The 25417-nt window shown below is 66.4% G+C and carries 25 protein-coding genes and 1 tRNA gene; 15 read left to right on the top strand and 11 right to left on the bottom strand.

Annotated elements, in window-relative coordinates; all coding sequences use genetic code 11:
- Positions 1–452 precede the first annotated feature (452 nt).
- The 3 genes from AC5P9F_RS14165 (at position 453) to AC5P9F_RS14175 (ending at position 1373) form a co-directional block, all read left to right on the top strand.
- A tRNA-Thr gene (locus AC5P9F_RS14165) sits at positions 453–533 on the top strand.
- A 191-nt stretch (positions 534–724) separates the two neighbouring features.
- Positions 725–1030 carry a type II toxin-antitoxin system RelE/ParE family toxin gene (locus AC5P9F_RS14170; RefSeq protein WP_005407702.1) on the top strand — a complete coding sequence of 102 codons (306 nt, stop codon included), beginning with the start codon at positions 725–727 and terminating at the stop codon, positions 1028–1030.
- A gap of 40 nt (positions 1031–1070) precedes the next feature.
- Positions 1071–1373 carry an addiction module antidote protein gene (locus tag AC5P9F_RS14175; RefSeq protein WP_005407703.1) on the top strand — a complete coding sequence of 101 codons (303 nt, stop codon included), beginning with the start codon at positions 1071–1073 and terminating at the stop codon, positions 1371–1373.
- Between the two features lie 257 nt (positions 1374–1630).
- On the opposite strand, the gene AC5P9F_RS14180 is transcribed toward AC5P9F_RS14175, so the two are convergent.
- On the bottom strand, positions 1631–1930 hold the full coding sequence (locus AC5P9F_RS14180) for a hypothetical protein (protein WP_005407704.1): 300 nt from the start codon (positions 1928–1930) through the stop codon (positions 1631–1633).
- An 80-nt stretch (positions 1931–2010) separates the two neighbouring features.
- A complete protein-coding gene (locus AC5P9F_RS14185; protein WP_043035194.1) occupies positions 2011–2418 on the bottom strand; it encodes a hypothetical protein in 408 nt (135 codons plus the stop codon).
- Between the two features lie 590 nt (positions 2419–3008).
- Between AC5P9F_RS14185 and AC5P9F_RS14190 the strand changes: the two genes are divergently transcribed.
- Positions 3009–3779, top strand: a complete 771-nt coding sequence (locus AC5P9F_RS14190; protein WP_005411960.1) for a DUF3011 domain-containing protein — start codon at positions 3009–3011, stop codon at positions 3777–3779.
- Between the two features lie 24 nt (positions 3780–3803).
- Here the strand turns inward: AC5P9F_RS14190 and AC5P9F_RS14195 are convergent, their stop codons facing one another.
- Entirely contained in the window at positions 3804–4151 is a 348-nt protein-coding gene (locus AC5P9F_RS14195; RefSeq protein ID WP_005411961.1) for a hypothetical protein, read from the bottom strand.
- Positions 4152–4281: 130 nt separating this feature from the next.
- Between AC5P9F_RS14195 and rocF the strand changes: the two genes are divergently transcribed.
- The 3 genes from rocF to AC5P9F_RS14210 all read left to right on the top strand — a co-directional run bounded on the left by rocF (position 4282) and on the right by AC5P9F_RS14210 (position 5930).
- Positions 4282–5202: an arginase gene (gene rocF / locus AC5P9F_RS14200; protein WP_005407709.1), complete on the top strand. Its 921-nt coding sequence runs from the start codon at positions 4282–4284 to the stop codon at positions 5200–5202.
- A gap of 160 nt (positions 5203–5362) precedes the next feature.
- Positions 5363–5500 carry an entericidin A/B family lipoprotein gene (locus AC5P9F_RS14205; RefSeq protein WP_005407710.1) on the top strand — a complete coding sequence of 46 codons (138 nt, stop codon included), beginning with the start codon at positions 5363–5365 and terminating at the stop codon, positions 5498–5500.
- Positions 5501–5708: 208 nt separating this feature from the next.
- On the top strand, positions 5709–5930 hold the full coding sequence (locus tag AC5P9F_RS14210) for a CsbD family protein (protein WP_004153772.1): 222 nt from the start codon (positions 5709–5711) through the stop codon (positions 5928–5930).
- 73 nt (positions 5931–6003) lie between these two features.
- On the opposite strand, the gene AC5P9F_RS14215 is transcribed toward AC5P9F_RS14210, so the two are convergent.
- Complete coding sequence (locus AC5P9F_RS14215) at positions 6004–6813, bottom strand: hypothetical protein (protein ID WP_012478876.1); 810 nt, start codon at positions 6811–6813, stop codon at positions 6004–6006.
- 108 nt (positions 6814–6921) lie between these two features.
- On the opposite strand from AC5P9F_RS14215, the gene AC5P9F_RS14220 reads away from it, so the two are divergent.
- From AC5P9F_RS14220 to AC5P9F_RS14235, 4 genes are all read left to right on the top strand, one after another.
- Positions 6922–8214: a tryptophan--tRNA ligase gene (locus AC5P9F_RS14220; protein WP_180872366.1), complete on the top strand. Its 1293-nt coding sequence runs from the start codon at positions 6922–6924 to the stop codon at positions 8212–8214.
- A 167-nt stretch (positions 8215–8381) separates the two neighbouring features.
- Positions 8382–8678 (top strand): hypothetical protein, encoded by a 297-nt coding sequence (locus tag AC5P9F_RS14225; protein WP_099484560.1) that lies wholly within the window; start codon positions 8382–8384, stop codon positions 8676–8678.
- Positions 8679–8927: 249 nt separating this feature from the next.
- Positions 8928–9860: an MBL fold metallo-hydrolase gene (locus tag AC5P9F_RS14230; protein WP_099484559.1), complete on the top strand. Its 933-nt coding sequence runs from the start codon at positions 8928–8930 to the stop codon at positions 9858–9860.
- A gap of 105 nt (positions 9861–9965) precedes the next feature.
- Positions 9966–11618, top strand: a complete 1653-nt coding sequence (locus AC5P9F_RS14235; protein WP_099484558.1) for a M28 family metallopeptidase — start codon at positions 9966–9968, stop codon at positions 11616–11618.
- Between the two features lie 184 nt (positions 11619–11802).
- On the opposite strand, the gene AC5P9F_RS14240 is transcribed toward AC5P9F_RS14235, so the two are convergent.
- On the bottom strand, positions 11803–12102 hold the full coding sequence (locus tag AC5P9F_RS14240) for a hypothetical protein (protein WP_005407716.1): 300 nt from the start codon (positions 12100–12102) through the stop codon (positions 11803–11805).
- Between the two features lie 67 nt (positions 12103–12169).
- Entirely contained in the window at positions 12170–13504 is a 1335-nt protein-coding gene (locus AC5P9F_RS14245; RefSeq protein WP_043035190.1) for an MFS transporter, read from the bottom strand.
- 223 nt (positions 13505–13727) lie between these two features.
- Between AC5P9F_RS14245 and yedA the strand changes: the two genes are divergently transcribed.
- Positions 13728–14633 (top strand): drug/metabolite exporter YedA, encoded by a 906-nt coding sequence (yedA, locus tag AC5P9F_RS14250; RefSeq protein ID WP_043035189.1) that lies wholly within the window; start codon positions 13728–13730, stop codon positions 14631–14633.
- Positions 14630–15526: an EamA family transporter RarD gene (gene rarD / locus AC5P9F_RS14255; RefSeq protein WP_012478888.1), complete on the top strand. Its 897-nt coding sequence runs from the start codon at positions 14630–14632 to the stop codon at positions 15524–15526. The genes yedA and rarD overlap by 4 nt, the downstream gene beginning before the upstream one ends.
- Positions 15527–15733: 207 nt before the next feature.
- Here rarD and AC5P9F_RS14260 read toward each other — a convergent pair whose 3' ends face one another.
- From AC5P9F_RS14260 to AC5P9F_RS14280, 5 genes are all read right to left on the bottom strand, one after another.
- Positions 15734–18592, bottom strand: a complete 2859-nt coding sequence (locus AC5P9F_RS14260) for a TonB-dependent receptor plug domain-containing protein (RefSeq protein WP_005407725.1) — start codon at positions 18590–18592, stop codon at positions 15734–15736.
- 392 nt (positions 18593–18984) lie between these two features.
- Entirely contained in the window at positions 18985–20307 is a 1323-nt protein-coding gene (locus AC5P9F_RS14265) for an ABC transporter permease (RefSeq protein ID WP_088436368.1), read from the bottom strand.
- Positions 20308–20320: 13 nt separating this feature from the next.
- Positions 20321–21478 carry an ABC transporter permease gene (locus AC5P9F_RS14270; RefSeq protein ID WP_005407727.1) on the bottom strand — a complete coding sequence of 386 codons (1158 nt, stop codon included), beginning with the start codon at positions 21476–21478 and terminating at the stop codon, positions 20321–20323.
- Positions 21479–21492: 14 nt separating this feature from the next.
- A complete protein-coding gene (locus AC5P9F_RS14275) occupies positions 21493–22182 on the bottom strand; it encodes an ABC transporter ATP-binding protein (protein WP_004137569.1) in 690 nt (229 codons plus the stop codon).
- A 102-nt stretch (positions 22183–22284) separates the two neighbouring features.
- The gene (locus AC5P9F_RS14280; protein ID WP_099497935.1) at positions 22285–23538 is read right to left on the bottom strand and encodes an efflux RND transporter periplasmic adaptor subunit; all 1254 of its coding nucleotides are present in this window, start codon (positions 23536–23538) and stop codon (positions 22285–22287) included.
- A 202-nt stretch (positions 23539–23740) separates the two neighbouring features.
- Here AC5P9F_RS14280 and AC5P9F_RS14285 point away from each other — a divergent pair, with 202 nt between their 5' ends.
- A complete protein-coding gene (locus AC5P9F_RS14285) occupies positions 23741–24637 on the top strand; it encodes an ABC transporter ATP-binding protein (RefSeq protein WP_099497936.1) in 897 nt (298 codons plus the stop codon).
- A complete protein-coding gene (locus AC5P9F_RS14290; RefSeq protein WP_099497937.1) occupies positions 24634–25416 on the top strand; it encodes an ABC transporter permease in 783 nt (260 codons plus the stop codon). Before AC5P9F_RS14285 ends, AC5P9F_RS14290 begins: the two co-directional genes overlap by 4 nt.
- The last annotated feature ends 1 nt before the right edge of the window (position 25417 follow it).

The raw sequence follows: 25417 nt of genomic DNA on the forward strand, positions 1-25417 counted from the left end.
TGATCCCCCCGGCGATCACTGAAACACTCCCGCGCCTAGCTGCTCAAATGAGGGCCGACCCTGATTGACCTTGAAGTGGCGTGGGGCCATGTCCCAGCACCTGGCCGAGGCAAGGCCTGCATTGGATTGAGCCAGGCGACGGAAGCTGGACAAGCAGTAGCCGGGGCAGGGGTGTGTCAATGCTGAGATGTGGATGGAAGATGCAAGGGCGGTCGCACGACACGTCGGCCAGGTCCGCTCGCGGCGCAGGATCGCGTGGGCGAGCGGGTTAGCCAGGTCGACCATTGATCCGCCCTTCGGCTGGGTGTGGCGGGGCGCCATCAGCATTGGCCGGAGCTCGTCGTCCATCCGTCCCGTCACCACGGTGGGAGGGTGCTCAAGCACCGGGAAAATTGACCCCCGACCATAGCAAGGGCGGGCGTTCCACGACATACCTCCGGGAAAAAGAAACAGCCTAAGTCACTGATTCCAGGCCTAAGTGCAACTGTCTTGTAAACAGTAGGTCATCCGTTCGATTCGGATAAGCGGCACCAATGGGCATCTGCCAATCTCTTTTTGCAGCGGCTGCGCGTTGGCCAGTCGGGCGCCGATCCCGCCCCCCCTCCTTCCTTCTCCGCTGTTCTCCCTCGCGGCGTGTGATGCGTCGCTCTGCACTTCCCTGCGCGCGATCCTGATTGTTGAACCTGATTGTTGAAAGTATGTAGCCAGTAGGCTACATTTCTCCATGAAGATCCAGCGTACCCGTCAGTTCGCGACATGGATTGACGCTCTCAAGGACGTAACCGCACGCGCTCGCATCCTGGCCCGTATCGGTCGGCTCGCTGAAGGCCATCCTGGTGATCACCGCTATCTGGCGGATGGCGTTTCTGAATTGCGTATCGATGCAGGACCCGGTTACCGCGTGTACTACACCCAGCGGGGCAGGCAGTTGGTGATTCTTCTGGTCGGAGGCGACAAGGGTTCGCAACAGCGCGATATAGAGAAGGCCAAGGAGATTGCGCGTGCCCTGCGAGCATCGAACTGGTTGTAGGCGAAACGACTCAATACCGAAGTACTGGAGCTGTCCCATCATGGCTATCAAGAAGAAAGTTGAACTCGAAGCATTTGATGTGGCCGAACACCTTCATACACCGAAGGAAATGGCGGCCTATCTCGATGCATGCATCGAAGAAAGCGACGGCGATTCGGCATTCATCGCCAAGGCGCTGGGCGATATCGCGCGTGCCCAAGGGATGAGCAAGGTCGCACGTGCGGCGGGCCTGTCGCGGGAGAGTCTGTATCGTGCCCTGTCTGGCGAGCGCAGCCCTGATTTCTCGACCATCCTGAAGGTGACTCGTGCCCTGGGTGTGCGCCTGCATGCCAGCGCTGCATGAGCGTACGTGCGGACCTTGATGCGTTGGCACGTCGCTGGACGTAAAGCGCACGGAAAAGCATGAAAAAACCGCCTTTCGGCGGTTTTTTCGTCCCAAGCCGGTGAGTCAACTCAATGACGCGGCAAAGGAGGAGTCGTTTGGCCATTCTGGCTCGAAGCAGCTTGTGTGCCACGCTGCGCATTGATGCCTCACGCGTCTGCCGTTGCCAGATCAAGGCATTCGGCGCGAACAGGTTCAATCAAACCGGATGATGCGGATCAACCCTTTGTTGATGATCCGTCTCCGAAGGCGGCCAACGTGCCACAAGTGAACACCTCCTTCGCACCTTCGTAATTGATGAATGAGATTGTGCAATTCGCCCGCGTTCCAGGACGGATCCGGGCGATGGCTCTGTCATTCAGCACGAAGCTGTACCACATGAGTTCAGGGCTTATGGACAGCGCCATGGGGCGCGCGGTGGAGGCGATCATCTCGGCAACAGCGCCGCCGCGCGAATCCACTTCGTCCAGCCGCAGCTCAACGAGGACAGGTTTCAGGTTTGGGTAGGGTGTGCTCATTCCAGCAGCGGGTCTGCCTGATTCGTTCGTCGGGGTTGCGGCGTGTTGAATCTGTGCGTTGGAGACGCCAATGTTCCGCATTATTGAGCCCCGCCCACCTGCAACGCCACATACTCCGCCAGCCCCCGACAGGCCAGCATCAGCCCTTCGCGCGTGCCATCGCCGATATCGTCCTTCTCTTCCCCGTCCACGCGCACGCGCTCTGCGGCGTGATACGGCTCCAACAACGACACCAGGCCGACTGCGGCGCGATCCCGGCGTGCGGCGGCCACGGCCTGGCCGGGTGTGCTGGCGGGCCCCGTCCACGGCTGTCCGTCGGCGGCATCACCGGCGCGGATGCGCTGCAGGCATCCGGGCAGGTTGATCGGCGCAGGGGCCTCGTTGGCGGCGGCGAAAGCGGCTTCCAACGGCTGCGCCAGTTCGGGCGGCAGGCGCAGGGCAGCCTCGCCCAGGGTGGCGGTCAGGTACGGGTGATGGGCCTTGGGCATGCGGGCATCCTCGTCGGGAACAGAGGTGCCACCCGAGGAGGGTGGCGGGCGATGCGTGGCTTCCAAGACCGGGTCAACGAATCGGCGGGCACGAGGCCCCCACGCACCGCCCGCCGTCGATCGGCTAACGGATTGCCAGCCGGCGCCGTACTTGGGAGGACGACGCCGGCTGGCGTATACATCGTTGACAACACGGGCTTGGAAGTCCCGGCCACCCTCGCAGGTGGCGATTCATCATGCGCACGTGAAATCACCGCCTGCCAGTCGTTTGTTTCGATGGCATCGGGTGATCTGAAAGGAAAAATGAATTATCGCGTTTGGCCCGTTTCGAGCATTGCAATGCCAGAAGCGACATTTCGCGCGGGGCTGCAACCAACGATGAATCCTGGTGCGTCATTGCTGTCGCAGGGCCTTTCATGGCCCAGGAAGTAAAGCTGGCTTAACTTCCCCGGCAGGGCTTCCAGAACACCTTACCAGACATGAATCCCCACGCGCGCTACCCGGAAATTGATATTCCTCACGGACAGCCCGCAGCGCTCCACCGCATACTGCCGCCACACGCCCATCCTGGGCCCCTTCGGGATCCGCACATGCGTCGCCATGCCCTGTCGCTCACCGTCGCACTGGTATCCACCGCCTTCGTGGTCCCAGCCATGGCCGCGGTACCGTTCTTCAACGCCAGCTGCCCGGGCGGCATCGATGTGCACGCCGACGAAGGCGGTCCGGTCTACGTGCAAGGCCGCGAGACGGCGTTGAAACGTTTCAACGACCGCTATTTCGAAGCACGCGATGCCAACAGCGGCATCACCCTGTCGATCAGCCGCAACGATGACGGCTCGCCGCAGGTCAGCTACACCGGCCGAGGCGGCGCCACTGGCATCTGCCAGGTCAGCAGCCGTGGTGCGCCCGCGCCCGCCACAAACAGCGCCCGCCCTGGCGACGCTGCCACCGGGGATGCCGCGCTACCGCGCGAAGTCACTTGCGAATCCACCGGCCAGCAGCAGGTGTCGTGCGATCTGAATACCCGTGGCAATGTGGAGATCGTGCGCCAGCTCAGCCGCACCCGCTGCGAGGAAGGCAAGAACTGGGGCCTGTCGCGGCACTCGGTGTGGGTCAATGGCGGCTGCCGCGCGGTGTTCCGCAATGTGTCTTCGGTGACCACCCCGGCGCCGTCAGGCGATACCGCACTGGGGGCCTGCAATGTGCGCAAGGGCGCGCAGGGCGCCCTGGTCACCCAGATGCCGGTGGGCAGCGATTACCAGGAACTGATCATCGATTATCCCGACGGCCGCTTCCTGTGCATGATGCGCAACAACGGCCAGGTGCAGAGCCTGACGCCGGTTCGCCGCCGCGGACGCTGAGCGCGCAGCGGGTTGGGGCAGGCTTCAGCCGCAGGACTTATACAGCAACACCCACGCCAGCATCAGGGTGAACATGCCAACGAAGGTCAGGCCGAACCATAGCGCCGCCAGCTTCACGTTGCCGATCAATGCCGTCGCCACACGGGGCAGCTCGCTTTTCAGAATCGGGTGTTCGGCGTGTGCTTTGCGCAGACGCTGCCAACCCAACCCGAGGAATACCAGGGTCGAGAGCGGCACCAGCAGGAGCGTCGCCTGCATCAGCCAGCGGTACGGCGATGCATCGATCGAGCTGCTCAACAGAACCGCAAAAGCGGCGATGGGCAGCGCGCCCATGAAGAAGCGTGGCCAGGCGGTGTTGATGAAGGGCGACATCGCAATCTTCCATGAAAGGTGGTCGGGACCGCGCGGCATCATGCCATGCAATGGCCCTGCTGCACCGCCGCGAGTGGTGTCACACAGCTCTGGCTAGACTGTGCTTCTTTTTCCCCCGCAGGAGGCACCCATGGCCCATCCCATTTCCGTATCGCTGATTGGCGTTCCCACCGATGTGGGTGCGGGCCATCGCGGTGCACGGCTGGGGCCGGAAGCGCTGCGCGTGGCTGGGCTGCCGGAAGCGCTCGAGGCGCGCGGCGTGGACGTGCGCGACCTGGGAAACCTGGATGGCCCGCGCAACCCGTGGACCGCGCCGGTGGAAGGCTACCGCCACCTGGATGAAGTGGTGGCGTGGAACCACGCACTGATGGAAGCCAGCTATGCCGAGCTGCAGGCCGGTCGCATGCCGATCATGCTCGGCGGCGACCACTGCCTGGGCATCGGTTCGATCACTGCCGTGGCACGCTGGTGCCGCGAGCAGGGCAAGACCCTGCGCGTGCTGTGGCTGGATGCGCATTCGGACTTCAACACCAGCGATGTCACTCCATCGGGCAACATCCACGGCATGCCGGTGGCCTGCCTGTGCGGCCTCGGCCCGAAGGCGCTGACCCACCTCGGCGGCAGCGCACCGGCGATCACCCCCATCCAGGTGCACCAGATCGGCATCCGTTCGGTGGACCCGGAAGAGAAGCGCCTGATCAAGACCCACAAGGTGGATGTCTACGACATGCGCTACATCGACGAGAACGGCATGAAGCGCGCGGTCGAGGCAGCACTGGCGGGCATCGACGAGAACACCCACCTGCATGTCAGCTTCGATGTGGATTTCCTCGACCCGAGCATCGCACCGGGCGTTGGCACCACCGTGCCGGGCGGGGTGAACTACCGCGAGGCGCAGCTGGTGATGGAGATGATTGCCGACACCGGGCGCATGGGTTCGCTGGACATCGTCGAGCTCAACCCCTTGCTGGACAAGCAGAATGCCACCGCCGAACTGGCCGTGGACCTGGTCGAAAGCCTGTTCGGCAAGTCCACCCTGATGCGCGACTGAGCTCTCCGCCTGAACGGATCGATGATCCGTTCACACGCGCTCCACGCCCCTGCCGCCAGATTGCACATCACGCGGCGGCAGTGGCATTGGCTCCTTCCGCCGAGCGACCGAACCCCATCCGCGAATGAAGCGGTATAGCGGCGAACCCAAGGAGAAGCCCATGAAGCGCGTAGTTGCCCTGATGCTGTTGTCGATGTTCTCGGTGGCCCTGCTGGCCGGTTGCAACACCGTTGCCGGTGCCGGCAAGGACGTGCAGAAGGCTGGCGAAAAGGTTGAGGATGCCGCCAAGGGCCGTTGAGCCTGAAGTGGAACGGAAAGCAAAAAGGCCGGGGGGAGCTCCCCCGGCCTTTTTTCTTGCGCGTTTTTCTGCAGCGTACGTGTCGAAGCGTAGTGAACCATTCAAGCAGGTGAGTAGTGTTTTCATGGTCGGTTGACCGGCACTCAACAGCCGCTGCGCGAAGCTGTAGCCACGGTAAGAACGCCGTTGCAACCAAGGACTCCCAGCAATGAACAAAGACATCATTTCCGGCAAGTGGTCGCAGCTGAAGGGCAAGGCCCAGGCCAAGTGGGGCGATCTGACCAACGACGACTTCGATGTGGCTGAAGGCAATGCCGAGTATCTGGCCGGCCGCCTGCAGGAACGTTATGGCTGGGCCAAGGACCGCGCTGAGAAGGAAGTCCGTGAGTTCCAGGATGCCGTGAGCAAGGACTACCCGGACTACAAGTAAGCGCTACGGTTTTCCCCCACGGCACAACGCCCGCACCGAGAGGTTGCGGGCGTTGTGCTGTCCGGGCGGCCGATCAACGCGCCGGCGGGTCCGGCACATAGCGGTTGGGGAACGCCTGCGGTTCGCGCGGCAGGCGCGACGGCGGCGTATCGACCAGGATGCCGCGCGCGCGCAGATTGCGGGCGCTGTCGTAACGCAGCTGCAGAACCTGCGCCGGGCTGCGGCTGGCGCGTTCGAAGTCGGTATCGCGTACCGACGACTGCTCGCGTGCGCCGTGGCCGGTGCCCAGCGCAGGGGCCTGTGACTTGCTGGCATAGCCCTCGATGCGGCTGTTGCTGGCGCTGGCATCGGCCGCCGCTTCGGCCGTCGGGGCCGGTGCCGGCAGCGGCAGGCTGCGGCGCAGGATCGGATCCGGACGCCAGCGGCGCGCTTCCTCGAACACCGCCACGCCGACCACGCCGATGTTGTCCGGGCGACCGGTGCGGCTGGCATAGCTGCCGCTGGGGCTGCTGAACACGAACTGCGCCACTTCATCCTGGCTCTTGCGCCAGCCGGTGATGTCGGCGCGCTGGCCGGGGTTGAGCACGTAGCCGGTCTGCGACGGATCGGCATCCTCGCCGGAGATGGCGTTGACGCCGTCCACCGACAGCACCACCAGCACCCGGCGCGGGCTGTCGTTGTACAGGCGCACTGCGTAGCGGTGGCCGCGCTCGCCGGCCACCCAGCGCTGGCCCTCGGCAGGGTAGCTGCGCAGTTCGGTGCCGCGGTCGCGGTCGACCAGAGACATGCGCACGGGGCCGCCCTCGTAGGCCGGCGGCGGCATCGGGGCGGGGCGGAAGCCGGCCAGGGGCAGGATCAGCAGCAGGGGCAGCAGGCGTTTCATCGGGCGTCTCCAGCGGGGTTGCGTGAATGAACGCGCCGCAGGCCCTGACGGGGTTGGTGGCGTGCAAGGTAAACTGGCCCCGTTCATCGAAGGTTACCCCACGCAGTCATGACCACCCGAGTCCTTACCGGCATCACCCCCTCCGGCACGCCCCACCTGGGCAACTACGTTGGCGCCATCCGTCCGGCCATCGCGGCCAGCCGCGCGCCGGGGATCGAGAGCTTCTTCTTCCTGGCCGACCTGCACAGCCTGATCAAGTCCCAGGACCCGCAGCGCACCCAGCGCGCGACCCTGGAGATCGCGGCCAGCTGGCTGGCCTGTGGCCTGGACCCGGAACACGTGTGGTTCTACCGCCAGAGCGACATCCGCGAGACCACCGAGCTGATGTGGTTCCTGACCGCGATCGCCAGCAAGGGTATCCTCAACCGCGCGCACGCCTACAAGGCGGCGGTGGACAAGAACCGCGAGGAAGGGGTGGACGAGGACGCAGGCGTCAGCGCCGGCCTGTTCATGTACCCGGTGCTGATGGCCGCCGACATCCTGATCTTCAAGGCCAACCAGGTACCGGTGGGCCGTGACCAGATCCAGCACATCGAGATGGCGCGCGACTTCGCCCAGCGCTTCAACCACGTGTATGGCAAGGAGTACTTCCCGCTGCCGGACGTGGTGATCGACGAGCAGGTGGCGACGCTGGCGGGCCTGGATGGCCGCAAGATGAGCAAGAGCTACCACAACACCATTCCGCTGTTCGTGCCGCGCGAGGAGCTGAAGAAGCTGGTGTTCTCGATCCTGACCGACTCGCGCGCACCTGGCGAGCCGAAGGACACCGAGGGCTCTGCGCTGTTCCAGATGTACCAGGCCTTCGCCACCCCGGAACAGACCACCGAATTCGCCAGGGCGTTCGCCGCCGGCATCAGCTGGGGTGACGCCAAGCAGCAGCTGTTCGAGCGCATCGACAGCGAGCTGTCGCCGTTGCGCGAACGCTACAACGCGCTGATGGCCGAGCCGGAGAAGATCGAGGCGCTGCTCAAGCGCCGTGGCCAGCAGCTGCGCGAGCAGCTGGCGGCACCGCTGCTGGACGAGCTGCGCCATGCGGTGGGCCTGCGTGACCTGTCCAGCGCAGGCGATATCGCCAGCGAGGACGCCGGCGTGGCCCGCGTGGCACCGCCACTGTTCAAGCAGTACCGCGAGAAGGACGGCCGCTTCTACTTCAAGCTGACCGCCGGTGACGGCACGCTGCTGATCCAGAGCGAAGGCTTCGATTCGCCGCGCGACGCGGGGCAGTTGATTGCCGTGATCAAGCAGGCGGAGCAGGGTGACCAGCTGCAGAGCGAACTGTTCAAGCTGGAAGCCGAAGTGGACGCCGTGCTGGCGGCCCTGGCCATGCTGCGCGAAGCGTAAGGGTAGGGCCGGCCGCTGGCCGGCAACTGCATAGGAAAACGCCGGCCAGCGACCGGCACTACCACGGCACTGCATAGGAAAACGCCAGCCAGCGGCCGGCCCTACCCGCGAACGAAGGTCATGGCATGATGTCCGCGCGCCTCAGGCGCGATGACATGGAGTCTGCGATGGCCTGGTTGTCGCTGCTGCTGTTCCTGCCCTGGTTCCTGCTGCTGGGCAGCCTGTACTGGCTGTTCCCGCGCCAGCCGCGCACCCCGCGGCGGCGCCTGTTCGATGGCTCCACCCTGCTGCTGGCCTTCGCCCTGAGCATCGTCTCGATGCTGTGGGGGTATCGACTTGGACTGGCACAGCCCGGCGCCGGCCCGATCTGGCCGCAGGTACTGGCGGTGCTGTACGCCTACGGCGCATTCCTGGCGGTGCTGGTGCTGGCCCTGCTGCTGCGGCCGCGGTTCGCATTGCGCTGAACCTGGCCCTTGCGCACCCGATGGACCTGCGGTTGGTTGGCCTGCGCTTGCCCTTGCCTGCGCTTGCCCTTGGTAGAGTCGACTGTGAGTCGACTGCTCTTCTGGAAGCCCGCGCTGCGCGCGACAGTCGACTGACAGTCGACTCTACCCGGCCACAACCCGGCACTACCCGACCAAAGCCGCATCGAACCCGGACCGCCCGCGCGCCTACCATGGGCGTCTGTTCCCGATCCTGCCAGGTGCGTGCCGATGATCGCCGACCCCAGCATCCACACCATCGATACCGGCTTCCAGCGTCCCGACTTCGACGCGGCCTATCTGATCGTTGAAAACGACCGCGCCGCGTTCGTCGACTGTGGCACCGGCCTGTCGGTGCCGGCGATGCTGCAGGCGCTGGCCACCGCGGGTCTGGCCGTTGACGCGGTGGACTGGCTGCTGCTCACGCACGTGCACCTGGACCACGCCGGCGGCGCCGGCCTGCTGATGCAGCAGCTGCCCAACGCAAAGGCAGTGCTGCACCCGCGCGGTGCGCCGCACATGATCGACCCGACCCGGCTGATTGCCGGTGCCACGGCGGTGTACGGTGCCGAGGAAATCGCGCGCAGCTATGGTCGTATCGAGGCCATTCCCGAACATCGTGTGGTGGTGGCCGAGGACGGCCACCGTATCGACCTGGCCGGCCGCGAGCTGGTGCTGCTGCACACCCCGGGCCACGCACTGCACCATTACTGCGTGTGGGATGCGCGCAGCCGCAGCTGGTTCACCGGCGATACCTTCGGCATTTCCTACCGCGAGCTGGACAGCGCGCAGGGGGCCTTCATCTTCCCGACCTCGTCGCCGGTGCAGTTCGACCCGGAAGCGATGAAGGCCTCGATCCAGCGCATGCTGGGCTATGGCCCGCAGGCGATGTACCTGACCCACTACGGCCGCGTGGAGCAGGTGCAGAAACTGGCCAACGACCTGTTCGAACAGATCGATGCGATGGCCACCATCGGCCGCCAGTGCGATGGCCGCCCCGACCGCCACCGCTGCCTGCTGGCCGCGCTGCAGGCGCTGTACCTGGAACGTGCACAGCTGCATGGCTGTGCGCTGGACGATGCGGCGGTGATCGCTGTTCTGGCGATGGACATCGAACTCAACGCGCAGGGCCTGGCCTGCTGGCTGGACCGCATCAGCAGGTAGATCCACGCCATGCGTGGATGACGTGGGCCCAGGTTGCGCCGTGGTGTCACGACCACGTTACACTCTGGTGACTTCCAAGCTAGCCGTGGTACTGCCGTGAATCCGATGCGCGTGTTGCTGCTGTCGTCCTGCCTGTTCGTCGGCGGGCTGGCCCATGCGGCCAACGACCTGCCGGGTGGCGGCATCGATCCGCAGGCACTGTCGCGGCACGTGCGTGTGCTGGCATCGGATGAATTCGAGGGCCGCGCGCCGGCCACCGAGGGCGAAGAGCGCACGGTGCAGTACCTGATCGAGCAGTTCCGCAGCTACGGCCTGCAGCCGGGTGGCGTGGATGGCAGCTGGGTGCAGCCGGTGCCGCTGGTGCGCGCGCAGCTGGACGGCCCGGCCAAGGCCAGCCTGTCGCTGAAGCAGGGCAAGCGCGCGCTGGCCAACGGCGTGGACGTGACCCTGCAGAGCCTGCAGCCGCGCAAGCGCGTGCAGATCAAAGACGCGCCACTGGTGTTCGTCGGCTATGGCATCGACGCACCGGAACGCCACTGGAACGACTACAAGGACGTGGACCTGCACGGCAAGATCGCCGTGGTGCTGATCAACGACGCCGATTTCGAAGCCGATGCGCCGGGCGCGTTCGATGGCAAGGCGGTGACCTACTACGGCCGCTGGACCTACAAGTTCGAGGAAGCCGCGCGCCGTGGTGCCGAGGGTGTGCTGATCGTGCACGAGACCGCGCCGGCCGCCTATGGCTGGGCCACTGTGAAGAGCTCGGGCACCTCGCCGCTGTTCGACATCGAACGCGGCCAGGCCGAGGCGATGGCGCAGCACACGCCGCTGCGTGGCTGGATGCAGCGCGAACTTGCCGAGGCGATCTTCGCCGACGCCGGCCTCGACTTCGATGCCGAGAAGCGCAAGGCGATGCGTGCCGACTTCCGCCCGGTGGCACTGGACAACGCGAAGCTGAGCGTGGATTTCGCACTCAAGCGCGAGCAGGTGGTCACCCGCAACGTGGTGGCCAAGCTGCCCGGTGGTGAACACGCCGACGAGGCCGTGATCTTCTCCGCGCACTGGGATGCGTTCGGTATCGGCCAAGCCGACGCCAAGGGCGACCGCATCCGCCGTGGTGCGATCGACAACGCCACCGGCGTGGCCACGGTGCTGGAGCTGGGCCGCGTGTTCGCCGCCGGCCCGCAGCCGCAGCGCACGCTGTACTTCGTGGCACTGACCGCCGAAGAGAAGGGCCTGCTGGGCGCCAGCTACTACGCCGCGCATCCGCTGGCGCCGCTGGACAAGACCGCTGCAGTGCTGAACATCGAGATGTTCAGCCCGGATGGCCCGACCCGCGACATCGCTTCGTGGGGCAAGGGCCGGGTGTCGCTGGAAGGCGATCTGGAACGCGTGGCCAAGGCCCGCGGTCGCAGCTACAGCCCGGACCCGAACTTGGAGGCCGGCTTCTTCTACCGCGCCGACCACTTCGCCTTTGCCCGCCTGGGCGTGCCGGCGATCACCATCGGCCCGGGCCTGGACAAGCTGGACGGCGGTGTTGAAGCCGGCCGCGCGCTGCGCGAGAAGTATTTCGCCGACTGTTACCACCAGGCCTGCGATGCCTGGACCCCGAGCTGGGATCCGAGCGGCCACGCGGCTGACACTCTGCTGGTCTACGACCTGGGTGCCGAGCTGGCCAACAGCCGCCGCTGGCCGACGTGGGAGAAGGAATCGGAGTTCCGCGGCGCGCGCGACAAGAGCGAAGCGGCCCGCCGCTGAGGCTCGGGACCGGCGGGGTGTCATGTCATTTCGCCGGGGGTAGAGTCGACTGCCAGTCGACTATCGCGCGCAGCGCGGGTTTTTCGGTGCCGACAGAGAGAGCAGTCGACCAACAGTCGACTCTACCGATTGCCGATTGCCGATTGCCGATTGCCGATTGCGGATTGCCGGCCAGCGGCCGGCACTACCTGCGCCGGCGCAGCAGCGTCCATGCGCCCCAGCCGGCGGCAGCGAGCGCTGCCAGATAGCACGCCACCATCGTGCGCAGGCCAACCGGCGACCCTGCATTGATGCCGCGATGCAGGCGCAGTTGCAGCGAGCTGTGGCCGCTGCCCAGGTCCACCGCCAGCTGCAGCGCCAGCGCGGAGCAGAACACCAGCAGGGCGACCCCGAACCCGGTGCGTGGCCACGCGGCCTGTGCGTTGGGGCGGCGCAGCAGCCAGGCCAGTGCCGTGGCTGCGGCCAGCGCCGCCGCGATCCACATCAGTGGCGTGGCGGGAGATGCAGCGGCCACCGGCAGTGCACCGGTGGCCGCGATCACGGCAACGCGCTTACTTGCGGGTGCCGTCGAGCCAGTTCGGGCCCTTGTTGGTGAGGAAGAACACATAGACCACCAACGATACCGCGATCGTTGCGGTCACGTAGATGGCGAACCAGTCGACGTGGCCGGTCTTCAGCGCGCCCTGGTACAGCAGCGGGGCGGTGCCGCCGAACAGCGAGTTGGCCAGCGCGTAACCCAGGCCTACGCCCAGCGCACGCACGTGGGTGGGGAACAGCTCGGCCTTTACCACGGCATTGATCGAGGTGTAGCCGGTGAGGATGACGAAGGCCAGTGCCAGGGTCAGGAACGCCAGCGTGGCGTCGTGCTGGTGCGGCAGCTGGGTGATCAGGTACCAGCTGTACAGCACGCCGCCGACACCGAAGAACACCAGCAGGGTCTTGCGGCCGATGATGTCCGACAGCCAGCCGCCGACCGGCTGCAGCACCATCAGGAACGCCAGCACGCCCAGGTTGATCAGGGTGCCGGTCATCGGGTCGTTGCCCGCGAATGCGCTCTGGATCATTTTCGGGCCGTTCACCGAGTAGGTGTAGAAGGCCACGGTGCCACCGGCGGTGATCAGGAAGCACAGCAGCAGCGGCCGCCACTGGTGCACGAACAGCTCGTACATGGAGCCGGACTTCTGCGCCTTGCCCTCGCGCGCAGCTTCGATCGACGACTCCGACAGCGATTCGTCCATGCCGCGGCGCAGCCAGAACACCACCACCGCGGCGATGCCACCGATGCCGAAGGCGATGCGCCAGCCCCACTCGGAGATCTCCGGCTTGCCCCAGAAGGTCAGCATCAGCAGCAGGGTCAGCTGGGCCAGCACATGGCCGCCGACCAGGGTGACGTAGTGGAAGGAGGACAGGAAGCCGCGACGGCCGGGAATGGCGGCCTCTGACATGTAGGTGGCGCTGGCGCCGTACTCGCCGCCGGTGGCGAAGCCCTGCAGCAGGCGCGCGAACAGCAGGATGACTGCGGCCCAGATGCCGATGCTGGCGGCGGTGGGGGTGATGGCGATCAGGAACGAGCACAGCGCCATCAGCGTGACCGAGACAGTCAGTGCCAACCGACGGCCGTGGCGGTCGGCGAAGCGGCCGAAGAACCAGGCACCGATCGGGCGCATCAGGAACGTGGCGGCAAAGATCGCCCACACGTACATCGTGGAGTTCTTGTCGTCCGGCGAGAAGAACTGCGATTCGAAGTACACGGCGAACACCGAGTACACGTAGACGTCATACCACTCCACCAGGTTGCCGGCGGAGCCTTTGAGGGTATTGGAGATCGACCGGCGCAGGGCAGCGCGGTCGTTCGCGGGTACGGCAGGTTGGGACGTGGTGCTCATCTGGGTGGGAATCCTCGATGCGGCGCGTCCGTGCGCAGGGAAAACGGCGCCCGGCCTTGGGGCGGCGCGGCCGGGCAGCCCTCTTGGTACTGCATCGGCCGTCAACACGGGGTAGCAGACCAGAGCAGGGTGCATGGATGGATGACAGCGTGCCACCGTCCGGGGTGCCGGACCATACTCAAAACGTCCTAGAATCCGCCTTCCCCCGGCTCCCTGGTGTGTCATGTCGGTTCCCCCCTCTTCGTCTGCGGCTGCCCCCCGGGGTGGCCTTGTCGCGCTGGCATTGCTGCTGGTCTACGTGGTCTGGGGCTCGACCTACCTGGGCATCGCCAAGGCCCTGCACGGCGGCGCGCTGCCGCTGACGATGGTTTCCGGCAGCCGGTTCATCATTGCCGGTGGCCTGATGTTCCTGGCCTTGCGCCTGTTCTGGAAGATGCCGAACCCGACCCTGCGGCAGTGGCGCAACCTGGTGGTGATGGGCGTGACCATGCTGGTGCTGGGCAACGGCATGGTGGTGCTGGCCGAGCGTGAGGTGTCCTCGGGCCTGGCCGCGACAGCGGTGGCCTCGGTGCCGCTGTGGATGGCGCTGTTCTCGGCGCTGCGCGGGCAGCATGCCAGCCGCGGTGAGTGGCTGGGCATCGCCATCGGCTTCCTCGGCGTAGTCTGGCTCAACGCCGGCAGCAGCCTGACGGCCTCGCCGACCGGGCTGGTGCTGCTGCTGATCGCGCCGATCGGCTGGGCCTTCGGTTCGGTGTGGGCGCGCGGCCTGGACCTGCCGGGCCCGTTCATGACCGCCGCCGGGCAGATGATCTGCGGTGGCGTGCTGCTGGTGCTGATCGGCCTGGCGGTCGGCGAGCGCCCGACCACGCTGCCCGATACCGGTGGCCTGCTGGCGATGGCCTACCTGTGCGTGTTCGGTTCCATCGTTGCCTTCACCGCCTACGTCTGGCTGCTGCAGAACGTGCGGCCGGCGCTGGCCGGCAGCTATGCGTACGTCAATCCGGTGATCGCGGTGCTGCTGGGCGCGCTGCTCAACGGCGAGCGCTTCGGCTGGCGCGACCTGCTGGCGATGGCGGTGATTCTCCTGGGTGTGGTGGTGCTGACAATGGCAAGGACGAGAAAGAAGTGAGCATGGACGAGAAAGAACAACGCCGGGGCCTGCTGGTTACCGCATCCACCTTCGTGATCTGGGGCCTGGTGCCGGTCTATTGGCACCTGCTCAACGAGGTACCCTCGTTCCAGATCATCGCCCACCGCATCATCTGGAGCACCGTGATGGTGCTGGGCTGGCTCTTGATCAGCTCGCGCCTGGGCTGGTGGCAGAAGATCGCCGCGCAGCCGCGCGCGCTGCCGATCCTGCTGGTGTCGAGCCTGACCATCGCCTTCAACTGGGGCCTGTACATCTGGGCGGTCAACGCCGGCCATGTGATCGAGACCAGCCTGGGCTACTTCATCAACCCGCTGGTGAACGTGCTGCTGGGCGTGCTGGTGCTGAAGGAGCGGCTGCGGCGCCTGCAGTGGGTGGCGGTGGCGATGGCGGCGGTGGGCGTGGCCTGGCTGACCATCGACGCGGGTACGCCGCCGTGGATCGCGCTGGGCCTGGCCTGTTCGTTCGGCCTGTATGGCCTGCTGCGCAAGCTGGTCTCGGTCGATCCGGTGGCCGGCCTGGGCGTGGAGAGCATGTACCTGTTCCTGCCGGCGCTGGCCTTCGCGATCTGGGCGGAAAACGGCCATGGCGGCGCGTTCTTCCATGGCTGGGGCTGGCGCAATGACCTGCTGCTGGTCTTCGGTGGCGCAGTGACCGCAGTGCCGCTGATCGGTTTCGCCTACGGCGTGAAGCGCATCCCGCTGTCGCTGGTCGGCATCCTGCAGTACATCGCGCCGAGCCTGCAGCTGCTGCTGGGCGTGTTCTTCTTCCACGAAGGGTTCGATACTGCCAAGGCGATCGGCTTCGCCGCGATCTGGGCCGGCCTGATCCTGTTCGTCGGTGACAACATCCGCACGATGCGCGCCAAGCGCTAGCGCCGGCGGGGCTGCGGGGTCGGATCCCTCCGCAACGCGGAGGGCTCTGACCCTGTTCTATCCGTCGCGTGGGGTCAGAGCCCTTCGCAGGGCGAAGGGATCCGACCCGCTTCCACCCAAAAAAGAACGGCGCCCCGAAGGGCGCCGTTCTGCTTCCATCCACCGCCAGGAGAGAGAGATGGCGGTGGCGGGAACGCGGTTGCAGGCTTAGAAGCGCTGCTGGTACTTCATGTACATGAAACGACCGATGTCGAAGCCACCGTAGTAGGTGAAGCTGCTGTTCGGCTGGCTGTACATGATCGGACCCTGGTGGTCGAAGACGTTGTTCACGCCCAGCGACACGGTGCCGTCCCACGGCAGGCTGTAACGCACCTGCAGGTCGTGGAAGGTGTTGGAGCCCACCTTGCGGCTCGGCTGCGCATCGGTGTACGGCGAGACGAAGCCGGCCATGTTGCAGTCCGGGCCACCGGCCAGGTCATACGAGCAGGCTTCCTTCATGCCCGAGTAGTAGCGGGCGGTCCAACCGATGCCCAGGTCGCCGTACTGCCAATCCAGGTTGAAGGTCGAACGCACGCGGAAGTTGCCCTGCCAGCCGGTCTTCTGCTCCACCGGCGTGGTGGCGGCGCTGTCGTTGCGCTGCTCCAGGTAGTCGGTGTAGGTGGTGTTCCAGGTGGCGGCAAAGCGGCCGAACGCGGTTTCCGGCAGGCGGTAACGCAGGCTGAAGTCGTAGCCGGCGGTTTCGCGGTAGCCCGCATTGACCAGCGAGCGGTCCAGCGACGTCACCTGACCCAGCGTCTTGGCGCTGGTGGAACGGGTGAAGCGGCCGCACGCCGAATCCACGCCCTGCACGTAGCACTGGTTGAGGATGTCGGTGGCCGACTCACCCACGATCGCGTTGTCGATGCGGATCTTCCACCAGTCCAGGCTGACGTCCAGGCCCGGCACGAACTCGGGGCTGTACACCAGGCCCACGGTCCAGGTCTTGGCGGTTTCCGGCTTCAGGTTCGCATTGGAACCGGAGTCGAAATCGGCGATGCCCTGCTGGCCCGGACGGTTGGCGACGTTGCCTTCCGACGCGGTCTGCTGGCGGAAGTCAGCCGGCACCTTCAGCGCCTGGCAGCGTGCGGCCACGGTCGCGCTGCTGGCAGCAATGCCGAACGAGGTATCGCACGGATCGGTGAACGAATCACGGCTCTTCACCGCACCGCCGTACAGGTCGTCCACGGTCGGCGCACGGAAGCCGGTGCCATAGGTCGCGCGCACCAGCAGGCTGTCGATCGGCTTCCACTTCAGGCCGAACTTGCTGTTGGTGGTCGATCCGAAGGTGTTGTAGTCGGTGTAGCGGCCGGCCAGGTCCAGCGACAGTTCACGCGCGAACGGCATGTCGGCCAGCAGCGGTACCTGCAGTTCCAGGTAGACCTCGTTGAGCGAGTAGTCGCCACGGGTCGGCTGGCCGGTGGTGCCGGCAATCTGGCCCTTCTGCACCATCAGGTCCGGGGTGTAGCTGGCTTCTTCGTTGCGGTGCTCGAAGCCCATCGCGGCCATCACGTCGCCGGCCGGCAGGGTGAACACCGAACCGGAGATGTTGGCGCTGGCGACCTTGGTGGTGCTCTTCATCTTGTCGACGAAGCGGGTGAACAGGTAGTCCTGCACGTCCTGGTTGCTCAGCGAGCCCGGGCCCGCATAGCCCATCGGCGCGGCCGGGTTCCACGGCACGCAGCCGGCGATCACTGCACCCGGGCTGCCGCAGCGTGCCACGGTGCCATCCATGAAGGATGGGCCGACCGCCAGGTCGACGTGCGGCTGGTACATGCTGCCGGTACCGATGCGCTCGCCTTCATTGCGGTTGTACATGTAGCTGACGTTCCAGTCCCAGTAACGCGAACCGGTTTCGAAGCTGCCTTCCAGGCCGATGCTGGCGCGCTTGGTGTCCAGGTTGTTCTCGGTCGCACGCGGCATTTCTTCGGTGCGGTGCGAGAACAGCACGTCCTGGCCCCAGTGGTTGAACGCGCTGTCCTTGGACAGGGCAGCACGGGAACCGTTGCGCGCCTGTGCGGTGGACACCGAGTAGGGGTAGCCGGCCAGGTGCTTGGTCGACTCGCGCTTGCTGTACAGCGCGTCGGCCACGATGCGCAGGTCATCGGTGATCGAGAAGCCACCGTTGGCGAACACCGAAGTGCGCTCCAGGCCGCTCAGCAGGCTCATGTTGGTCTTGGTGTTGGCACCATCGGCCGGATTGGGCGTGTGGAAATTGCCCTTCTGGCTCGGGTCGCCGCCCGGGCCCACGGTCAGCGACTTGCCGTCGACGGTGACGCTGCCCCACTGCGTGGTCTGGTTCAGTGCCTTGACGTCGTCGGGATGGCGCGGGCCACCCGGGTAACGGCTGAACTCGCGCTCGCTGCCGAGAATCTCGTCTTCCTTGGTGCGCTCGGCGCCGACGCTGAACCAGCCGCGGTCGAAGGTCTTGCCGAAGGTGGCGCTGTAGGAGCGCTTCTGGCCGTCACCCTCACCGTACTGGCCGACGTAGACGCTGGCTTCGCCACCGTCGAAGTTCTTGCGGGTGATGATGTTGACCACACCGGCGATGGCGTCCGAGCCGTACAGCGCGGACGCGCCATCGGTGAGCACTTCCACGCGCTCGACAATCGCCGAGGGAATCGAAGCCAGGTCGGAGTAGCCACCGGCGCTGACGCCCATGCGGCGGCCGTCGATCAGCACCAGGCTGCGCTCCGGGCCGAGGTTGCGCAGGCTGACGTACGTGCCGCCGAAGTCGCGCGAAGAACTCAGCGACGACGAGCGGCTCAGGCTCGGTGCGCCGGCGGCGGTGACGTCCTGCAGGATGTCGGCGACGTTGATGTAACCCTTCTTCTCGATCTCGGCGCGGCTGAGCGCGACGACCGGCTGTGCGGTCTCGACACTGGCCTGGCGGATGCGCGAGCCGGTGATCTCGATGCGATCGAGGTTGGTCGGGGTATCGCCGGCGCTCTGTGCGAAGGCGGGGGTGGTGCAGCTGGCGGCCAGCGCGATGACGATCGCGTTGCGCAGCGGATTGGTTTTCAGGGACATCCGTGAAATCTCGTGTTTCAGGAAAAACAAGCGCCCGTTCTATGGACGCGTGGGGTGCTGCAAACCAACGTGGGGGGGCGATTCTAGAATGTTTCCATTCGTAACTGTTTGCCTCTGCGCTGCGGATGTGCGCGAAAATGAATCGCAACCAACAATCCACAGATGGGATGTGCGCAACGTCACGCGCGTTGCGCTTTCGATGGGCAGAGGCATCGATAGCGGCGTATTTCCCGCAATCTGTAGCCGTGCGCGTGCGCCGGCATCCATCCACGCATGGCGTGGATCTACTGGACGTCCTGGCTCACCACCAAGCGTGGATGACGCGCAAAATAAAAGGGACGGAGCCTTCGCTCCGTCCCCTGCGTGATGCGCAGTCCACCGCTGCGTGATGCTCAGGTTTCTCGCAACGCCGTGGTGATCGGCAAACGGGCCGCGCGCAGCGCCGGGAACAGGCCGCCGACCAGGCCGATGCCCAGCGCCCATTTCAGTCCGGTCCACAGCAGTTCCGGCGACACATGGAACTTGAACACTACCGCGCTGAAGTTGCTGCCTATGGTGGACACGCTGTAGCCATTGAACAGCAGCCACGCCACCGCACACCCCAGAAGGCCACCCAGCAACGCCAGCAGCATGGTCTCCAGCATCACCGCCGTCACCACCGGCAGGCCGCGGAAGCCGATCGCGCGCATGGTGGCGATCTCGCGCGCACGGGTGGCCACGGCCGCGTACATGGTGTTGAGTGCGCCGAACACTGCACCCACCGCCATGATCGTGCCGATCACCTTGCCGAGGATGTCGATCAGCTTGGTCAGCCCGCCGCCCTGCTTGCTGTAGTAGACACGGGTGGTTTCCACGTCCAGTTTCAGGCGCGGGTCGGCGGCGACCGCTGCCTTGAACTGCTCGAAGCCGGCCTTGCCATCGGTACGCACGCTGATCGACTGCCAGGCGCTGCGCTGGTAGGTGGTGGCCAGCGTATCGGCGTCGGTCCACAGCTCCGAATCGTGCGCATCGCCGGTGGCGAACACGCCGACCACGGTCCAGGTCTGGTTGCCCAGGGTCAGCGTCCTGCCCACGTCCATGTCGCGGAACTGGCCCTTGGCCCCCTGGCCGACCACGATCTCGCGCAGGCCGGCTGCGAACTTGCGGCCTTCGATGATCTTGACCTTGTCATGCACGGCCCAGGCCTGCGGACCAACGCCGCGGAACTGCGCGTTGACGTCGGTGCCGTCGGACTTCGACACCAGGTTGACCACCTGCGACAGCTCCGGCGACAGCAGCGGCCGGCCTTCGCCATCGCGGCTGATGCCGGGCAGGGTGGACAACGTCGGCACCTGCTCGCGGGTGATCACCGAGTTGGTCTCGGCCTGCGAGCCGCCGCGCAGCACGATGGCGGTGGTGTCGTCGCCGGTGTTGTTGAGCGTGGCCTGGAAGCCTTCGCCCATCGCCAGCATCGCCACCAGCACGCCGACCACGCCGGCGATGCCGACCACGATCACCGAGGACGCGCCCCAGCGCTGCGGCAGGCTGGCCACGCCGATGCGGGTGGCGGCCAGCGCCAACCGTCCGCCACGGGTCAGCAGCAGCCACAGTGCCACCAGCACGGCCACGGCCAGCACGCCGACCCACGGCAGGCTGATCCACAGCACCAGGCCGATCACCAGCAGCAGCACCGTCAGGCCGTTGCCCAGCCATTTCTTGAGTTTGCTCTTGAACATGTCGGTGTCCTCCTCAGCGGCCGGCCAGTGCGTCGACGATCTTCAGGCGCTTGGCACGCAGCGCCGGCAACAACCCGACGATGATGCCGATCACCACGATCAGGCCCAGCCCCATCAGCCAGGTCGGCGTCGGTACGTGTGGCGGCAGCATGCCCATGCTCTTCGGGCCGATCGCCGGCAGGATCAGTGCGGCCAGGCCCATGCCGATCAGGCCGCCCAGGCCGATCAGCAGCACCGACTCCACCATCACCAGGGTCAGCACGGTGCTGTCCTTGAAGCCCAGCGTCTTCAGCGTGGCCAGCTCCGGCACGCGCTCGCGCACCGCCTGCGCCATGGTGTTGCCGGTCAGCAGCAGCAGGGTGAAGAACACCGCGCCCATGATTGAAGTGACGATCATGCCGATGTCGGCGAACTGCTTGACGAAGGCCTGCTGGAACGCCGACTCGGTCTGGGTCTTGGTCTCGTGGTCGGAGTTGGCCGAGATTGCATCAATGGCCTGCGCTACCCGCGAGGAATGATCCGGGTTGTCCAGCGTCACCGTGTACCAGCTCACCTGGTTCTTGATGTAGTCGTTGGATTCATCGAAGTACTTCCAGTTCATCATCAACTGGCGTTCTTCGTTGGCCGCCAGCGCTCGGTCCTTGGAACGGTAGATGCCCTTCAGTTCCAGCGGCCAGTCGTTGCTGCCGCCGCGCGGGAAGATCGTGGCCTGTAACGGGATGGTGTCGCCGATCTTCCAGCCGAACTGCTTGGCCAGCGATTCGCCGACGATGGCGCCGGTGCGGGTCTGCTTCCAGTCCTCCAGCTGGGCCGGATCGATCTGCAGTTCGCGGTAGACATCGAAGTAGTTGGGCGACACCGAGAAGTTCGGGAAGAAGTTCTTTGGATCCTGGTAGATGCCGCCGAACCACATGCCGTAGGCCACGTCGCGCACGCCGGCCACCTGGCGGATCTGGGTTTCCAGGCGGATCGGCAGCGACTGGGTGATCGACAGCCGCGAGGCCACCACCAGGCGGTTGGCGCCTTCCACGCTGCCGCCGGACGAGAACGCCACGCGCACCGAGTCGAGCATGCCGAACAGCAGGAACGCGGCCACCACCGACAGCAGGGTCAACAGGGTGCGCGTGCGGCTGCGGAACAGCTGCGCCCACACCAACGAGAAGTATTTCATCGCCGTGGCCTCCGTCAGTGGGCCAGCGGCGCGTCGGCCAGCTCGCCCTTGTCCAGGTGCACCGTGTGCGTGGCGTACTCGGCGGCCTTCGGGTCATGGGTGACCATGATGATGGTCTTGCCGTGTTCGCGGTTGAGCTGCTGCAGCAGGCCGAGGATCTCCTCGGCGGACTGGCGGTCGAGGTCGCCGGTGGGTTCGTCGCAGATCAGGAAGGTCGGGTCGGAGACGATCGCCCGCGCGATCGCCACGCGCTGCTGCTGGCCGCCGGACAGTTCATTGGGGCGATGGCTGCGGCGGTCGGCCAGGCCGACCAGGGTCAGCGCGATCTCGGCATTGCGGCGGCGCTGCGCGGCATTGAGATGGGTCAGCAGCAGCGGCAGCTCCACGTTCTTCTGCGCGGTCAGCATCGGCATCAGGTTGTAGAACTGGAACACGAAGCCGACGTGGTGGCTGCGCCAGGTCGACAGCTGGCCGCCGCTCATCTGGTCGATGCGCTCGCCTTCGATGCTGATCTCGCCGCCGCTGGGGTTGTCCAGGCCGCCGATCAGGTTGAGCAGGGTGGTCTTGCCCGAGCCGGACGGGCCCATCAGCGCGACGAAGTCGCCGCTGGCGATGTCCAGGTCGATGCCGTGCAGCACCTGCACTTTCTCGGGGCCACGCTGGTAGGTCTTGGTGATGTTGCGCAGTGAAACCAGGGTCGACATGGGTGGTTCTCCACGGAAGGCGGGAAACGGGGAAGCGCACCAGCGGTGGCCGCAGGCGTGCGTCGAGCGGTGTTGCCGGCGGCGCCCATGGGCGCCAGGCCGTTACTGCGCTTGTTTCTGTTGCACCTTGGCGCCATCGCGCAGGGTGTCCGGCGGGTTCACCACCACCGACTCACCCGCGCTGACGCCCTTGAGGATCTGGCGGTCCTTGCCCATCGCCTGGCCGGCCTCGACCGTGCGCTGCTGCACGCGGCTCTGGTCGCCCAGTACGAAGGTCACCGAGGCGCCCTCGCGCTGGACCACCGCGCCAGCCGGCACGCGCACGCCCTGCGGTTTGGCGGCCGCCTGCGGCTGCGCCTGCTCCAGGAAGCTGACCCGCACGCCCATCTCCGGCACGATGCGCGGGTCCTTCACCTTCAGCGCCACGCGCACCTTCACCGTGGCCTTGCCGCGGTCGGCAGTGGGGATGATGGCGATGACCTCGCCCGGAATCTTCCACTCCGGATAGGCGTTGAGCGTGGCTTCCACCGGCATCTTCGGTTGCACGCGGCCGATGAAGGCCTCGCCGACCTCGACTTCGATCTCCAGCGAGTCCATGTCGACGATGGTGCCGATGCCGGTGCGGGTGAAACCACCGCCCGCCGACAGCGGCGAAACGATTTCGCCCGGCTGCGCGGCCTTGGCGGTGACCACGCCGGAGAACGGCGCGCGCACGATGTTGTTGTCCACGCCCAGATCGGCAATGGCCAGCTGGTCGTTGGCGACCTTGACGTTGCGCTGGGCCGTTTCCAGCTGCGCACGCAGGCTGTCGCGCTGGGCCACGGCCTGGTCGTACTGCGAACGTGACACCAGTTGCTGGCCGACCAGCGCCTGCAGGCGGCTGGCTTCGGCGGCGGCCTGCTTCTGCTGTGCCTCCAGCCCGGCCACCTGGCTGCGCGCGGCCTGCAACTGCGAGGCATACAGGCTGCGCTGCGCATCGGCATCGATCGGATCCAGGGTGGCCATCACCTGGCCGGCTTCGACCCGCATGCCTTCCTCGATCATCACCTCGCGCACCTTGCCGGTGATCTTGGCCGAGACCGTGGCCATGCGCCGGGCGACCACGTAGCCACTGGCATCGAGCACCGAACTGCTGGCGCTGCCCTGCTGGATGGCCACTGCGGGCGCGGTTTCCACTTCCACGGCCGGCGCGCGGCCGAACAGGAAGGCCACGGCAGCGGCGATCAGCAGCACGACCACGATGATCGCGATCCACAGCCAACGACGGCCACCGCCATTGCTGCCACCACCGGAGGCGGGCGGCGGCGACTTGCGGTCGATACGGAGTTCCTTCAACAGCTCGGCAGAAGCGTTCATTCGTTCCATCACAGGCGTTCGGGCGGGTATGGCCGGAAGCGCGGACGGCGGCGGTTCCGGCGGTGGAGCGTGCGGCACAGCATGAAGGCAGGCACAGCGATGACGGCAGTGACAGCTGTCATCCGATGACACTGACGGCGGCAACTGCGAAATGTGACCACGGCGGCACAGGATGGCAACGTCCCCGCTACCGGTACCGCCCATGGATCCGATCGCCCCGTCGCTGGCCCGCCTGCAGCAGGTGCAGGTGCGCTACCGCGACCATACCGCCCTGCAGGGCATCGACCTGCAGGTCCGCGCTGGCCAGGTGCTGGCATTGCTGGGCCGCAACGGTGCCGGCAAGAGTACCGCGATCAGCGTGCTGTTGGGCCTGCGCCGCGCCGATGCCGGCCAGGTCGAGCTGCTCGGTGGCGACCCGCAGCAGCGCAGCAGCCGCCTCGGCCTGGGCGTGATGCTGCAGAGCACCAGCCTGCCGCCGATGCTGCAGGTGGACGAACTGGTGGCGCAGGCCAGCGCCTGCTATCCGGACCCGATGCCGCTGCAGGAGGTGCTGCAGCGCGCAGGCCTGCAGGCACTGGCAGGCCGTCGCTACGGTCAGCTGTCCGGTGGCCAGCAGCGCGCGGTGCAGTTCGCCATCGCGCTGTGTGGCCGCCCGCGCGTGCTGTTCCTGGACGAGCCCACCACCGGCCTGGACATCCAGGCGCGGCAGGTGATGTGGCAGGCGATCCGGCAGCTGGTGGCCGAAGGCTGCGGCGTGCTGCTGACCACCCACTATCTGGAAGAGGCCGAAGCGCTGGCGCGGCAGGTGCTGGTGCTGGAGCAGGGCCGGGTGCTGGCCGACGCACCGTTGAGCGAGCTGCGCCTGGTCGATCGGCCGCGCCGCATCCGCTGCCGCAGCGTGCTGACTGTTGAAGACGTACAGCAATGGCCGGGCGTGCAGCAGGTGCAGCGTGACGGCGAGCATCTGCAGTTGCTGGCGAGCCCGGCCGAGCCGGTGGTGGCGCGTCTGCTGGCCGCCGATGCACAGCTGCGTGAGCTGGAAGTACAGGGCGCGGCACTGGCCGACGCTTTCCTCGACATGACCCGGGAGGCCGCATGAACACGATGACCCGTACCGGCACTACACCCGCGCCGGTATCGGCGTGGCGTCAGGCCTTGCGCCCGTACGGCGCTGAACTGGTGGCCGAGCTGCGCCGCGCCTGGCGTACACCCGCCTTCGCGGTGCCTTCGCTGCTGTTCCCGGTGCTGTTCTACCTGTTGTTCGGCGTGCTGTTGGGCCGCGGCCATGCACCGCTCTACCTGCTGGCCACCTACTGCGTGTTCGGTGCGATGGCCCCGGCCCTGTTCGGCTTCGGCGTGCAGCTGGCGCTGGACCGTGAAGGCGGCCTGCTGACCCTCAAGCGAGCGCTGCCGATGCCGGCGGCGGCACCGTTGCTGGCGCGACTGGTGATGGCGGTGATGTTCGCGTTGCTGGTAGCCGCCCTGTTGATCGGGGTGGCGCGCGCGCTGGGTGGCGTGCAGCTGCAGGCAGTGCAGATGCTGCAGCTGCTGGCGGTGGCGGGCCTGGCAGCGCTGCCGCTGGGCGCGATCGGCCTGCTGATCGGCAGTCATGTCAGTGCCAGCGCGGCGCCGGCGATGGTCAACCTGGTCTACCTGCCGCTGGCCCTGCTGTCGGGCCTGTGGCTGCCGTTGTCGGCGCTGCCCAAGGTGTTCTCGATGATGGCACCGCTGTGGCCAACCTGGCATCTGGCGCAGCTGGCGCTGCCGGTGGTCGGGCTGCCGTCGGTGGGCAGCATGGCTGGCCACCTGCTGGTGCTGCTGGCGGTCACGGTGGTGGCGCTGCTGCTGGCGCGCCGCCGCCTGCGCCGGATCGGCTGAA

Source organism: Stenotrophomonas sp. YJH_SMC_4 (assembly GCF_059371575.1).